The sequence below is a fragment of the Roseobacter sp. HKCCD6576-2 genome (assembly GCF_013179285.1).
GTDB classification, from domain to species: Bacteria; Pseudomonadota; Alphaproteobacteria; order Rhodobacterales; family Rhodobacteraceae; genus Rhodophyticola; species Rhodophyticola oceani.
In genome coordinates this window covers 878,581-892,610 of sequence record NZ_WVNW01000002.1, presented here as the reverse complement: position 1 = coordinate 892,610, position 14,030 = coordinate 878,581, and the positions used below count along the sequence as shown (strand labels likewise).

Here is a 14,030-nt window from a genome sequence, read left to right as displayed (position 1 = left end):
GAACAGCAGTTTTTCCGTTTTTTTACGCAAGCCTGTCAGTGAAAGCCGCACGATCGGTGTCCTCCCCGCCAAGCGATGCCGCAAGGCGCGATGGATTGCGAAACCCTCTCCCGGAGATGGGTGCGGCGGGCGGCGGTTCGTTTCCGGGACAGGGATCATCGGCGCGGGCCGTCAGTGGCGTTGGCAAGTGGTGAGATGCCCCCGGCCTTGTAAGCGAAGGGGCCGCACGATCCGCACGACCCCTTCTTTCTGGCAGGTCTTTCCTCCCCAAAAGACCTGCAGAGTTAGGCCAGCATCACCATCGGGTTTTCGAGATTATCGACAATGGCTTGCAGAAGCTCTGCGCCAAGGGCGCCGTCGATGACCCGGTGATCGACGCTAAGCGTGACCGACATCACGGTGGCCACGGCCAATTCGCCGTCTTTGCCAACGATAGGCTTTTTGACGCCCGCGCCGACGGCGAGGATCGCGCCATGCGGCGGGTTGATCACGGCGTCGAAATTGTCGATGCCAAACATGCCGAGATTGGAAATTGCGAAACTGCCGCCCTGATACTCATGCGGTGCCAATTTGCGTTCCCGAGCCCGGGTGGCGAGGTCTTTCATCTCGGCGGAGAGCGCGGAGAGGGACTTCATCTCGGCATCTTTCAGAACCGGGGTGAAGAGCCCGCCTTCGATCGCCACGGCCACGGCCACATCCGAGGGCTTCAGGCGCAGCGTGCGGTCATTGGCCCAGACCGAATTGGCTTCGGGCACCTGTTGCAGGGCATTGGCGCAGGCCTTGATGATGAAATCATTGACGCTGAGCTTGGTGCCGCGGGCTTCGAGCTGTTTGTTGAGCTGCGACCGGAAGGCCAGCAGCGCGTCCAGTTGAATGTCGCGGCGCAAGTAGAAATGCGGGATGGTCTGTTTCGCCTCGGTAAGCCGCGCGGCGACGGTTTTGCGCATCCCGTCGAGTTTGACCTCTTCGAACTCCCGGCCTTCGTACATTTTGAGGATCGTTTCGGTGGCCGGACCTGCGGCCATGGCGGCGGCGGGCGCAGCGGCGGCCGCCGGGCTGGCGGCGGGGGCTGCGGCTTGCGGAGCAGCGGTGGCGCCTTCCACATCGGCTTTCACGATCCGACCTTTCGGGCCGGAGCCTTTGATCTGCGCCAGGTCGAGGCCTTTGTCTTTGGCGATGCGGCGGGCCAGCGGGCTGGCGAAAATCCGGCTGCCATCGGCGGCGGCAGGCGCGGCGGGGGCAGGGGCCGCGCTCTCGGAGCCCCCTGCGGGAGTCGCCTCGGGCGCGGCGTCAGACGCCTTTGGCGCTTCCGGGGCTGCGGCAGGCGTCGCATTGCCGATATCATCGGCGCTTTCGCCATCGTCGAGCAGAACGGCAATCGCGACATTCACTTTGACGCCCTCGGTCCCCTCGGGGACCAGAATCTTGCCGATCACCCCTTCATCGACGGCCTCGAACTCCATCGTGGCTTTGTCGGTTTCAATCTCGGCCAGAAGGTCGCCGGAGGAGACCTCGTCACCCTCCTTGACCAACCATTTGGCCAGTGTGCCTTCTTCCATGGTTGGCGAGAGGGCGGGCATCAGAATTTCGGTGGGCATGTCTTAACTCTCCTCTGCGAGCGCCAGGGCATCAAACGGGGCGCGCGGGGGTTGTTTTCCGGCCGCCAACACGCGGACTGCATCGGTCAGGGCGTGTTGATTGGCGGCGATCCATTCATAGGCGTCGCTGTGGCTCACCTTGGCATCGCGCCCATATTCCGAAGACAGGAGCGCATCACTGACCAAGACCTCCACCGGTTTGCCGTCTAAATCGACGACCACCCGGTAGGCCTGTTCCAGTTTATCTTTGCCAAGGACTTGCATGAGGTTAGCGATAGGTGACCTGTTTGACGGTCTCGATCACCTCGGCGGTGGTGGTGAGCGCCAGTTTCTCCAGGTTTGCGGCATAGGGCATCGGCACGTCTTTCCCGGTGCAATTCAGGACCGGCGCGTCGAGATAGTCAAACGCATGGGTCATGATATAGGCCGACAGGTGATTGCCGATGGAGCAGACCGGGAAGCCTTCCTCAACCGTCACGCAGCGATTGGTTTTCATCACCGATTGAATCACCGTGTCATAATCGATCGGGCGCAGCGTGCGCAGGTCGATGACCTCGGCGCTGATGCCCTCTTCGGCCAGTTTATCGGCGGCTTCGAGCGCGTATTGCATGCCAATGCCGAAGCTGACGATGGTCACATCCGTGCCTTCGCGCCAGATCCGGGCCTTGCCGAAGGGAATCGTGAAATCATCCAGCACCGGCACATCGAAGCTGCGGCCATAGAGGATTTCGTTTTCCAGGAAGATGATCGGGTTCGGGTCGCGGATCGCGGTTTTCAGAAGGCCCTTCGCGTCGGCGGCGGAGTAGGGCATCACGACCTTCAGGCCAGGCACATGGCTATACCAGGCGGCATAATCCTGGCTGTGCTGTGCGCCGACGCGGGCAGCGGCGCCGTTGGGGCCACGGAACACCATGGGCGCGCCCATCTGACCGCCCGACATATAGAGCGTTTTGGCCGCCGAGTTGATGATCTGGTCCATCGCCTGCATAGCGAAGTTGAAGGTCATGAATTCGACAATCGGGCGGAGCCCGCCAAAGGCCACGCCAACGCCAATCCCGGCGAAACCATGTTCGGTGATCGGCGTGTCGATCACACGTTTCGCGCCGAATTCATCGAGCAATCCTTGCGAGACCTTATAGGCGCCCTGATATTCGGCGACCTCTTCGCCCATCAGATAAACCGTTTCGTCGCGGCGCATCTCTTCGGCCATCGCGTCGCGCAGCGCTTCGCGAACCGTGGTGGCTTTCATCTCGGTGCCGGCGGGGTAGTCCGGCTCGACCGACTTGACGGCGACCGGCGCGGCAGGTGCAGCGGCCACAGGCGTCGGTGCAGGGGCTTCGGTCGCCGGGGCTTCTGCGGCGGGCGTGGCCGGGCTTGGCACCGCCGATGCGTCCTCGCCTTCTTCTAGAAGAACGGCAATGGCTGCGTTGACCTTCACCCCTTCGGTGCCCTCAGGCACAAGGATCTTGCCGATCACGCCTTCATCGACGGCCTCAAACTCCATTGTGGCTTTGTCGGTCTCGATCTCGGCCATGATGTCGCCGGACGACACGGTGTCGCCCTCTTTGACCAGCCATTTTGCCAAAGTGCCTTCTTCCATCGTCGGAGAGAGCGCGGGCATGAGAATTTCGGTTGCCATGTCTGTCGTCTCCCTCAGGCGTCGGCGTAGATGTCGGTCCAGAGCTCTTCGAGCGCTGGTTCCGGGCTGGTTTTGGAGAATTCGGCGGCCTCGTTGATGATCTCTTTGATCTCTTTATCGATCGCCTTCAGATCATCCTCCGAAGCATGTTTGCCCTGAAGCAGCAACTCGCGCACATGTTCGATGGCGTCCCGTTCCTCGCGCATCTTCTGCACCTCTTCGCGGGTCCGATACTTCGCCGGGTCCGACATCGAATGGCCGCGATAGCGGTAGGTTTTGATCTCTAGGATGTAGGGTCCCTTGCCCGCGCGGCAGTGCGCGACGGCTTTCTCACCGGCGGCTTTCACCGCCAGAACATCCATCCCATCGACTTCTTCGCCCGGGATGCCATAGGCCGCGCCGCGTTCCCAATAGGAGGGCGATTTGGTCGAGCGTTTGGTCGAGGTGCCCATGGCGTATTGGTTGTTTTCGATCACGAAGACCACCGGCAAGTCCCAAAGCTCGGCCATATTATAGGTCTCATAGACTTGGCCCTGGTTCGCGGCCCCATCGCCGAAATAGGTGAAGGTCACGCGCCCGTTTTCTTTGTACTTATCTGCAAAAGCGAGGCCCGCACCAATTGGCACTTGCGCGCCGACGATGCCATGCCCGCCATAGAAATGCTTCTCTTTCGAGAACATGTGCATGGAGCCGCCCTTGCCCTTGGAATAGCCGCCCTCGCGACCCGTCAGTTCGGCCATCACGCCCTTGGGGTCCATGCCACAGGCCAGCATATGGCCATGGTCACGATAGGAGGTGACGCGCTTGTCGCCTTCTTCGGCAGCGGCTTCGAGACCCACCACGACGGCTTCTTGTCCGATATAGAGGTGGCAGAACCCGCCGATCAGACCCATGCCATAGAGCTGGCCGGCCTTTTCCTCGAATCTGCGGATCAGCAGCATTTCGCGGTAGTATTCCAGCAGTTCTTCGGCGGAAACATTTGGTTTTGCGGCAGTTTTTGCCGTTGTCTTCCGTGCGGCCATGCGGGGCGGTCCTCCAGCCTAAGGCAGATAGTTTAACGTTGAACTACCCATAGCAAAGCTTTTGGTGAAATGCACCAGTCGAATTGAACGTTGCGTCAAAGCGTCTGTTTGGGGGGGTTAGGGAAGGACGATTTCGTCAGCGCGGATCAGACCCAATACGCTGCGGGCTTGCTCATCTAGAAGATCGAGGTCGAGATAATCATCCGACAGGCGCCGGGTCAGGATTTCCATCTCGGCGGTCTCGGCTTGCAACTCGGCCAGTTCAATCCGCAGGCTTTCGGCCTCGGCTTCCACTTGGATGCGATGGAACAGGCCGAAATTCCCTTGCACAGCGGCAAAGGTGAAATAGGCCCCGACGAACAAGAGAGCCATCGGGATCAACAATCCGGAAAGAGAGCGCTTTTTCTGCATAGTCTCTTCTGCCGCCTCAAGATCGCGCCACCTCTGCCGGGCAGCTGCATGGCGGAGATTCGCATATCTCGAATCAAAAGGGAATCCCCTGAAATCAAAAAGATTTTGCGCTATCATGGCGTTGGAGGTGTGAGATGGATGCCAGATCGGATTTGCCAAGTCATGAGGTGACCAACCAGCCGCCACCGCGCGGGGATCGCGATCTTTGGGCCAGCGACCCGGTGCTGCGGGCGCATGCGATTGGCGCGAATGAGGATGTGCTGGCCCGATATGGTGCAGCCCTTGGCCGGGCAGAGATGCGGGACGCGGCGCGGCAGGCCGAACAGATCGCGCCGGACTTGCAGCTCTTCGATCCTGGCGGGCGTCGGCTGGACGAGGTGCGTTTTGCTCCCGGGTATCACCAGTTGATGACGCTTGGGCTCGAGGCCGGCTACGCTGCCGGGCCGTGGAAGGGCGGCAGCCATGTGACCCACGCGGCGCAGGTCTATATGCACTCCCAGGTGGAGCCGGGCACCTGCTGCCCGATGACAATGACCTACGCCGCCGTCCCGGCACTTGCCGCAAGCCCGGCGCTGGCCCAGCAATGGGTGCCGAAACTGACCGCGCCCGCCTATGACCCGCGCGTGGCCCCGATCCATCATAAACAAGCCGCAACGCTTGGTATGGCGATGACCGAGAAACAGGGTGGATCGGATGTGCGGGCGAATACCACCCGCGCGGAGCCGGATGGTGATGCCTACCGGTTGACAGGACACAAATGGTTCTGCTCCGCGCCGATGTCGGATGGTTTCCTGACCCTGGCCCAGGCCCCGGGCGGTCTAAGCTGTTTCCTGGTTCCGCGCTGGCTGGAGGGGGAGCGCAACGCGATCCATCTGATGCGGCTTAAAGACAAGCTTGGCAATCGCGCCAATGCCTCGGCGGAGGTCGAATATCACGGCGCGCTGGTCTATCTGGTCGGCGAAGAGGGCCGGGGCGTGCAGGCGATCATCGAGATGGTGCATCACACGCGGCTCGATACCGCCATCGCGCCGGCGGGCTTGATGCGCGCGGCGCTGGATCACCTGCATCACTGGACCCGCCATCGCACCGCGTTTCAGCGCAAGCTGGTGGATCAGCCGCTGATGCAAAGCCTCTTGGCCGATCTGGTGCTGGACTGGGAAGGCGCGACGGCCCTTGGCCTGCGCGTGGCCCGCGCCTTCGATGGCGACACGCCGGAGGATCGGGCCTTTGCCCGGATTGCCGTCGCCTTGGCGAAGTTCCTCAACAACAAACTCTGCCCGCGTGTCGTCGTCGAGGCGATGGAAGGGCTGGGCGGCATGGGCTATGTCGAGGAAACCGGCCTGCCGATGCTGTACCGCGAGGCGCCGCTCAACGGGATATGGGAAGGCTCGGGCAATGTGATCTGCCTCGACATCCTGCGCAGCTTGGCGAAAGACCCACTGGCCGGAGAGACCCTCGCGACGGAACTATCGGCCGCCAAAGGCGCGGATCGCACCTATGATACGGCCCTCGCCGCGCATCACGCACGTTGGCCAAAGGGACCCGAGGAGGCCGAGGCCCGTTGGTTCGCCGAAAGCCTGGCGGTTTTGCTCACCGCCTCGGTCCTGATCCGACAAGCCCCTGGCGCGGTCGCCGAGGGGTTTTGCGCGACCCGCCTTGCCGGAGAGAGAGGCCATATCGCCGGCGCGATCAGCGGCCTGAACACCAGTGCTTTGCTAGAACGGCTTGGGCCCTAGGCCGTCCGTCCTCTTCTCTGCTTCCCAAATATCCCGGGGGTCTGGGGGCAGCGCCCCCAGGCACTTAGCTCACGTGGTAGACGCTGCGTGGATGCTGTCGATCGAGGCCGCGATCTGGGCGTCGAATTCGGCATCCGATTGCTGCGCCGACAGGCCTTCGGTCAGCGCACGGGAAAAGCTGGCGATCACGCCCGCGTTCTCCGCCAGTTTCGCGTTTGCGTCATCGCGAGAATAACCGCCGGACAGGGCCACAACCCGCATGACACCAGGGTGCTCCACCAATGGTTTGTAGAGGTTCGGCTGGCTCGGCAGGGTGAGTTTTAGCATCACTTGCTGGCCTGCGGGCAGCGCGTCCAGATGACGGGTCAGTTCGGCCAGCAGGATGTCTTCCGCTTCGGCCTTGTCGGCGATGGAAATCGTGACCTCCGGTTCGATGATCGGCATCAGACCCTTGGCGGTGACCTGCGCCGCGATCTCGAATTGCTGCGCCACATTGGCCGCGATCCCGGTGGGCGACGCGGCATTGATCACCGAACGCATTTTCGTGCCGAAAATGCCTGCGGCCACAGCCCGGTCGAGCAGATCATCCAGGCCGGGCATTGGCTTCATCAGTTGAACGCCACCCGCCTCGGCCTCCAAGCCCTTGTCGATCTTCAGAAACGGCACCACACCACACTCTTCCCAAAGATACTGCGCCGCAGGTTTGCCGCCGATCTCGCGCTCCATGGTCATCTCAAACAGGATCGCGCCAATGACCTTCTCGCCGGTGAAGGCAGGGGATGTCGCGATCCGGGCGCGCATGGCGTGGATCAGGTCGAACATCTCCGCCTCGGAGCCATAGGCGTCTTCGTCGATGCCATAAAGCTTGAGCGCCTTCGGGGTCGATCCGCCGGATTGGTCCAGCGCGGCGATGAACCCGGGGCCAGAGGTCATTTGGGCGGCTTGTGCATCAGTCATGGGCGGGGGCCTCGGGCTTGTGAATGGGAACTGGCCCTGTCCTATGATGGGTCGGGGCGACGGGCAAGCATGATGGCGCTAACGCGCGGATTTGCCCGCCGCCCTGGGTCTGTGCGTGGCCGGCTAAGGCGCGCGGAACCGGCTGGCCAGATCGAGCGCGATCCAGTCGGCCAGGGCGGCGCGTTGGGTCTCGGCGCTGAGCGCGATCCAGAACGCCCGGACCTCGGGGCCGCGGGCGCCAAACCGCGCTTCGATCTCTTCGCGCAACACCGTCGCGCCGATATCGCCCGCCGCTTCGGCCAGGAGCGCATAGTAGTACGCCCGCTCATAGGCGCGCGGCGCGCCAAGCCCGGTGAAATGGGCGAGCGCCAGGGCGCGGAGCGCGCGCGGATCGTCGGTCGCGCCAATCGCCTCTGCCGGGCTTGGGGCACCAATCGCCGCGAGATAGGCGGCCTGGGCTGCGACCACATCGGGGGTGGTGATCCGGGCTTCCAACCCGTCCAACATCGAAATCGCCCCAGACACTTCTGCTGCAGAAGCCCGGAGCGCTTGCGGATATGCGGCTTGGGGGTCGGTCGGGGCAAGGGCGGTGGCCGCAAGCGCGGCGGCGTCGGCACCGAGCGGATCGGCCCCGTCCAAGAGCGGGGCGAGGAGATCGGGCACCAGTGCCGACCCCATCGGAACGCCGTCACCCGCCATCAGGGCGCGGGCCAGGTTCAACCGGTCCTGGGCGCTCAGATCGCCGCCATCGATCTGCGCCAGAAGGCCGGTATCGATGAGCCGCGCGCGGGAGAGCGGTGTGGCACGCGCATCCAGCGCCAGGGCGGCGATCAAACCATGCGGTTTCTCATAGGTGTCGGGTTCCAGTACAACGCCGCCGGGCGGCAGATCGGCCTCAATGGTGATCTCGCCGGGGTCGCGGATATAGGCCTCAACCTGGGTCATCAACGCCTCAATGAAGTTCCGTTCAATCGCGCTGAGATTGCGACTGCCACCTTCGGAGAGGGCGACGGTCAGTTGTTCGGTGCCAAGGGCACGGATCGTTTCCGGCGCGCGCAGGTTCTCGGGCAGAAGCTGCGAGAAGGCCGCCCACCCGCCGCTATCGCGGAGGCTTGCGACGGCGCGCGTGACGCGGATGGCCGGATCGTCCGTGCCGCCAAATTCGTTCATGCGGGGCAGAAATGTGCCCGCCGCCGAGACGTCCAACACGACCACGCCATTGATCGCGGCGGAGAGGTCAAAGAGGGTGGCCCCGGTGCCATAGACATAATCGGCGCTGAGCGTCAGCCGGTCGAGGATGATCTCGTTGAACCCGGCGGTGCGCAGACCGATAGATGCCTCCTGCGGCAGGCAGGCGATACCAGCGGTTGCGCCGATCAAGGTCACGGCGACCTCGGTTGAAACCGAGAATGGTTCCGAGACGTCCGAGCTGATCACGACGCGTTCGACGGTGATCTCGCATTGCCCGGCGCGGTCATAGGGCAGGTTGGGCCGCGCGGTGACGCCGGAGAGCGAAATCGTGCCGCGCAGCACATCGGTGGAGAGGTATTGGTACTCCAATTCCATCTGGGTCCGCGCCGCCGCGATCCCGACATTGGCCAGCGCCGTGGCAAGCCGGTCGGGGGCGAAAATCTCGGCAAATCCGGGGCGCGGGTCCCCCTCTTGCGCGGCGGCGGGCAGGGCCAGGGCGGTGACCAGGCACATCGCGCCGGTCAGGTGTTTCAATGCGGACATCAGCTATCTCTCCCCTTAAATGATGCGGAGAGACTAGACGATTTTTGCGAATTCTATAGGCAGGTTTCCCTTACCGCCCGGATTGGCGCGGCGGGTCAGCCGACGAGGGCGGCAACGCCAGGCAGGGTTTTGCCCTCCATCCACTCCAAAAACGCGCCGCCTGCGGTGGAGATGTACGTGAAGCGGTCGGCAGCGCCAGCTTGGTTCAGCGCGGCCACGGTATCGCCGCCGCCTGCCACCGTGATCAACTGGCCTTGAGCGGTGAGTTGAGCCGCGGCCTCGGCGGCTTGGTTGGTGGCGGCGTTGAACGGCTCCAACTCAAACGCGCCAAGCGGGCCATTCCAGATCAGCGTTTCGGAAGCGCCAAAAACGCCTTCGAGCGCCGCGACCGTAGCGGGACCCGCATCGAGGATCATCGCATCCGCCGGGCATTGATCGGCGGGCAGAATCTCATGCGGCGCATGGGCCTCGAAGGCGCGGGCGACCACGATGTCTTTCGGCAGATGGATGGTGCAGCCGCTGGCCGCCGCCTTGGCCAAGACGGCGCGCGCCGTCTCTGCCATGTCTTGCTCGGCCAGCGAGGTGCCGATCTCATACCCTTGGGCAAAGAGGAAGGTGTTGGCCATGCCGCCGCCGATCACCAGATGGTCGACCTTCTCGACCAGATTGCCCAGAAGATCGAGCTTGGTTGAGACTTTCGCGCCGCCAACCACGGCCACGACGGGGCGTTTTGGGGTGCTGAGCGCGGCTTCGAGCGCGCTCAACTCGGCCTGCATTAGACGCCCGGCGCAGGCGGGAAGAAGCCGCGCGATCGCTTCGGTCGAGGCATGGGCGCGATGCGCGGCGGAGAAGGCATCATTGCAATAGATATCGGCCAGACCCGCCAGACGACCGGCGAACCCGGGGTCGTTCTTCTCTTCCCCCGGCGCGAAGCGGACATTTTCCAGAAGCAGGATCTCGCCTGGCTGCAGCGCCTCGGCGGTGGCGCCATATTGGCCATCGGCGAAACCGACCGCTTGGCCAAAGGCGGTTTCCAGCGCGGGCAGAAGCGGGCGCAAGCTCATCTGCGGCACGACCAGGCCTTTGGGGCGGCCAAAATGCGCAACCAGGATCGGCATGCCGCCTTTGGCGAGGATGTCTTTCACCGTCGGCACGATCCTGTCGATGCGGGTCGTATCGGTGACCTTGCCATCTTCGACCGGCACATTGATGTCGACCCGGGTCAGCACCCGTTTGCCCGCGAGGTCCATATCATCAAGGGTTTTCCAGGTCATTTGTGCCTCCGCCTGCGTGCAAATCTGGGTGCAGGGCGTCCGGAGGCGCCCTATTGCCCGTTGTCAAAGTAACCCGGATGCGCCGGTGTCAGAGGTATTTTGCCATCTCAACGGCGGTGTCCGCCATGCGGCAAGAGAACCCCCATTCGTTGTCATACCAGGTAAGGATGCGGCACATATTGCCATCCATCACTTTGGTCTGATCGGTGGCGAAGATCGAGCTGTGCGGATCGTGGTTGAAATCCATCGAGACCAGCTTGTCATCGGTCACGCCCAGGATGCCCTTCAACGGGCCGCTGGCGGCGGCGGCGTGGATCGCGGCGTTGATTTCCTCGATGCTTGTGTCACGAGCGGCCTCGAACGTCAGATCAACAGCGGAGACATTCGGGGTCGGCACGCGGATCGCGACGCCATCGAGTTTACCGTTCAACTCCGGCATCACCAGGCCCACGGCCTTCGCCGCGCCGGTGGAGGTCGGGATCATCGACATCGCGGCGGCGCGCGCGCGGTAGAGGTCGGAATGCATCGTATCCAGCGTCGGCTGATCGCCAGTATAGGAGTGGATCGTGGTCATGAAACCGCGTTTGATGCCGATTGTGTCATGGATCACTTTGGCCGGCGGTGTCAGGCAATTGGTGGTGCAAGACGCGCAGGAGACATGCAAGTCATCGGCGGTCAGGCTGTCATGGTTCACGCCATAGACGATGGTTTTGTCTGCGCCGGAGGAGGGGGCAGAGACCAGGACGCGGCTGGCGCCGTTCTCCAGATGCACCTTCGCCTTGTCGCCTTTGAAGATGCCGGTGCATTCGAGCACGATATCTACATCGCCCCAGGGAAGCTCCGCCGGGTTGCGAATGGCGGTCACGGCGATCGGCCCGCGGCCAACATCAATGCTGTTTTCGGTTGTCGTCACCGTTCCGGGAAACCGGCCATGCACAGAATCGAAGCGCAGCAGATGAGCATTGGTTTCCACCGGGCCCAGATCGTTGATTGCGATGACCTCAATATCGTGGCGGTCCTGTTCGATGATCGCGCGCAGGATATTTCGGCCAATCCGCCCAAACCCGTTGATTGCAACTTTAACGGCCATCTCAACTCTCCTCGAAACCTGATGTGATCCATGTTCGGCCACTATGCAGCAATTGCAACCGCGTGGCGTATGTTAGCGATAACATGGCGCTTGTAACCCTGCGATGACCGGATGGGAAGGGGGGTGCGGCACTAGCGCCAGAAAGCCACCCACTCCAAGACGCGGAGCAGATACCAGCCGACGATCAGGTGCAAATCCCAATGGAAATAGAGGAAATCCGCCGCGACCACCGCGAGGATGATGCCACCGAGCCAGAGGGCGATTGTGTTGGTCATATGAGGCCCATTGTCCGCGCGCTAATCTGCAAGGCAGACACTGGGCCGCGCCGGGTCTGGGCGCAACCCCTCAGTGCAGAAGGCGGCCCATCGCACCGGCCACATCTGCCATGCGGACCGAGAAGCCCCATTCATTGTCATACCACGCCAAGACCCGCACCGTGCGCCCGCCAACCACTTTGGTTTGGTCCGGCGCGAAGATGGAGGAGTGCGTGGTGTGGTTGAAGTCGATGGAGACTTTCGCCTCCGGGTCATAGGCCAGAACTGCGCCCATATGGCCCTGCGCCGCTTCGGCGACGACGGCATTGACCTCTTCCACGGTCACATCGCGGCCCGCCTCGAAGGTCAGATCGACGGCGGAGACATTTGGTGTTGGCACGCGAAGTGCTGTGCCATCAAGCTTGCCATCCAGTTCCGGCAACACCTCTTTCAGCGCTTTGGCCGCGCCGGTGGAGGTTGGGATCATCGCCATCGCGGCGGCGCGGGCGCGATACAGATCGGCATGGCGGCGGTCGAGCGTCGGCTGATCGCCGGTATAGGAGTGGATCGTGGTCATGATCCCGCGCTCAACTCCGATTGCGTCGTTCAAGACTTTGGCGAGCGGCGCCAGACAGTTCGTGGTGCAAGAGCCGTTCGAGACAACTTTGTGCTCGGGCTTCAAGGCGCGGTGGTTCACACCATAGACGATGGTTTTGTCGGCGTTCTTGGCAGGTGCCGAAACCAGCACCCGTTTTGCGCCATGCTCGAGGTGAATCGCGGCCTGGTCGCGGGAGTTGAATTTGCCGGTGCATTCCAGAACCACATCGCAGCCGGACCAATCCAGCTCGCGCGGTTCATAGGTCGAGAAGACTTTCATCGGGCCGCGGCCCAGATCGAGCGTATCGCCATCGACCCGAACCTCGCCGCCGAACCGGCCATGGACCGAGTCGTATTTCAGCAGATGCGCGTTGGTTTCAATCGGCCCGGTGGCGTTGATCTTCACGACCTGCACATCATTGCGCCCGCTCTCGGCGATATGGGCCAAAGTGCAGCGCCCGATGCGGCCAAATCCGTTGATCCCGATGGTGACGGTCATTGCCGCGCTCCTTTGCCCTAACGATTCTGCCCCTGCCTTGGGCGCGGTGCATACAAAATCCTTGGGGCGACGGGAAGGAAAAACCGCTTATTTTCTTTATGTTAGCGCAAACCACTTCTGTTTGCGCTAACGGTTGGAGCGATGCGGAAAGCCGGGTAGAGTGCGCCAAACCGACGGAGGCAGGGCATGAGCGGGTTACTGGCGCTATTGGATGATGTGGCGGCGATTGCGAAAGTCGCGGCCGCCTCGGTCGATGATGTGATCGGCCAAGCGACAAAGGCCGGGGCGAAGGCCGCAGGCGCGGTGATCGACGATGCCGCCGTGACGCCGAAATATGTGCATGGGTTTGAAGCCAAACGAGAATTGCCGATTGTCTGGCGGATCGCAAAGGGCTCGATCTTCAACAAGCTGGTGATTTTGCTGCCCGTGGCGCTGCTGCTCTCGGCCTTTGCGCCGTGGATGATCCCACCTCTGTTAATGCTCGGCGGCGCGTATCTCTGCTTCGAAGGGGCGGAGAAGATTTGGCATAAGTTCGGCCCGGGACATCACAGCGCAGAGGAAGAGGCCGCCGCCGTCGGCGACCCGGCGCATTTGGAGGAAGAGAAGGTCCAAGGCGCGATCAAGACCGATTTCATCTTGTCGGCGGAGATCATGACCATCGCGCTTGCGGCCCTGCCAGAGAGCAATGTTTGGTTTGAGGCGGCCGCTCTGGCGGTGGTCGGGCTTGGGATCACCGCGCTGGTCTATGGCTCGGTGGCCTTGATTGTGAAAGCAGATGACGTCGGGCTGCATATGGCCAATGAAGGCCGGCTTGGTCTCACGCGCAGCGTCGGGCGCGGCATCGTGCGCGGCATGCCCGGCTTCATGTCGGTTCTGACCTGGGTCGGAACCGCGGCGATGCTCTGGGTTGGCGGCTCGATCATCATCCACGGGCTGGCCGAACTGGGCTGGCACACGCCGGAAGAGATGATCCATCACGCCGCCGAGGCCGTGGCGCATCTCTTGCCCAATGGGGCGAGCGGTTTTGTCTCCTGGCTGGTAAAAGCGGTGATTGACGGGGTGTTGGGGCTGGCCCTCGGGCTCGCGCTGATCCCGCTGGTGGCGACGGTCATCGGGCCAGCGTTGCGCGCGGTCGGCATCGGTGCAAAGGCCGGAGATCACTAACCCAGATCAAGGCTGAGGCTACCGCCGCTTGGTATGATCCCTGAAATGGGCGTCA

13 protein-coding genes are annotated in these 14,030 nt (G+C 62.7%); 2 read left to right on the top strand and 11 right to left on the bottom strand.

The window, feature by feature from the left end:
• Positions 1–284: 284 nt before the first annotated feature.
• The 5 genes from GTF44_RS11475 to GTF44_RS11455 all read right to left on the bottom strand — a co-directional run bounded on the left by GTF44_RS11475 (position 285) and on the right by GTF44_RS11455 (position 4,670).
• Complete coding sequence (locus tag GTF44_RS11475; RefSeq protein ID WP_171559055.1) at positions 285–1,598, bottom strand: pyruvate dehydrogenase complex dihydrolipoamide acetyltransferase; 1,314 nt, start codon at positions 1,596–1,598, stop codon at positions 285–287.
• Between the two features lie 3 nt (positions 1,599–1,601).
• On the bottom strand, positions 1,602–1,862 hold the full coding sequence (locus tag GTF44_RS11470) for a hypothetical protein (RefSeq protein WP_171559058.1): 261 nt from the start codon (positions 1,860–1,862) through the stop codon (positions 1,602–1,604).
• 4 nt (positions 1,863–1,866) lie between these two features.
• Positions 1,867–3,237: a pyruvate dehydrogenase complex E1 component subunit beta gene (locus tag GTF44_RS11465; protein ID WP_171559060.1), complete on the bottom strand. Its 1,371-nt coding sequence runs from the start codon at positions 3,235–3,237 to the stop codon at positions 1,867–1,869.
• Between the two features lie 14 nt (positions 3,238–3,251).
• Positions 3,252–4,259, bottom strand: a complete 1,008-nt coding sequence (pdhA, locus tag GTF44_RS11460) for a pyruvate dehydrogenase (acetyl-transferring) E1 component subunit alpha (protein WP_171559063.1) — start codon at positions 4,257–4,259, stop codon at positions 3,252–3,254.
• A gap of 117 nt (positions 4,260–4,376) precedes the next feature.
• Positions 4,377–4,670, bottom strand: a complete 294-nt coding sequence (locus GTF44_RS11455) for a septum formation initiator family protein (protein ID WP_145208225.1) — start codon at positions 4,668–4,670, stop codon at positions 4,377–4,379.
• 134 nt (positions 4,671–4,804) lie between these two features.
• Between GTF44_RS11455 and GTF44_RS11450 the strand changes: the two genes are divergently transcribed.
• Positions 4,805–6,406, top strand: coding sequence for an acyl-CoA dehydrogenase family protein (locus GTF44_RS11450; protein WP_171559065.1), 1,602 nt, complete (start codon positions 4,805–4,807; stop codon positions 6,404–6,406).
• Positions 6,407–6,475: 69 nt separating this feature from the next.
• Here GTF44_RS11450 and GTF44_RS11445 read toward each other — a convergent pair whose 3' ends face one another.
• The 6 genes from GTF44_RS11445 to gap (GTF44_RS11420) all read right to left on the bottom strand — a co-directional run bounded on the left by GTF44_RS11445 (position 6,476) and on the right by gap (GTF44_RS11420) (position 12,811).
• Entirely contained in the window at positions 6,476–7,363 is an 888-nt protein-coding gene (locus GTF44_RS11445) for a fructose bisphosphate aldolase (RefSeq protein WP_171559068.1), read from the bottom strand.
• A 123-nt stretch (positions 7,364–7,486) separates the two neighbouring features.
• Positions 7,487–9,097, bottom strand: coding sequence for an SEL1-like repeat protein (locus GTF44_RS11440; protein ID WP_171559071.1), 1,611 nt, complete (start codon positions 9,095–9,097; stop codon positions 7,487–7,489).
• A 95-nt stretch (positions 9,098–9,192) separates the two neighbouring features.
• Positions 9,193–10,371, bottom strand: a complete 1,179-nt coding sequence (gene pgk / locus GTF44_RS11435; protein WP_171559074.1) for a phosphoglycerate kinase — start codon at positions 10,369–10,371, stop codon at positions 9,193–9,195.
• An 88-nt stretch (positions 10,372–10,459) separates the two neighbouring features.
• Positions 10,460–11,461, bottom strand: coding sequence for a type I glyceraldehyde-3-phosphate dehydrogenase (gap, locus tag GTF44_RS11430; protein WP_145208235.1), 1,002 nt, complete (start codon positions 11,459–11,461; stop codon positions 10,460–10,462).
• Between the two features lie 131 nt (positions 11,462–11,592).
• On the bottom strand, positions 11,593–11,736 hold the full coding sequence (locus GTF44_RS11425; RefSeq protein ID WP_171559077.1) for a hypothetical protein: 144 nt from the start codon (positions 11,734–11,736) through the stop codon (positions 11,593–11,595).
• Positions 11,737–11,806: 70 nt separating this feature from the next.
• Positions 11,807–12,811, bottom strand: coding sequence for a type I glyceraldehyde-3-phosphate dehydrogenase (gap, locus tag GTF44_RS11420; RefSeq protein WP_171559080.1), 1,005 nt, complete (start codon positions 12,809–12,811; stop codon positions 11,807–11,809).
• A 186-nt stretch (positions 12,812–12,997) separates the two neighbouring features.
• On the opposite strand from gap (GTF44_RS11420), the gene GTF44_RS11415 reads away from it, so the two are divergent.
• Positions 12,998–13,975: a DUF808 domain-containing protein gene (locus GTF44_RS11415; RefSeq protein WP_171559082.1), complete on the top strand. Its 978-nt coding sequence runs from the start codon at positions 12,998–13,000 to the stop codon at positions 13,973–13,975.
• Positions 13,976–14,030 lie beyond the last annotated feature (55 nt).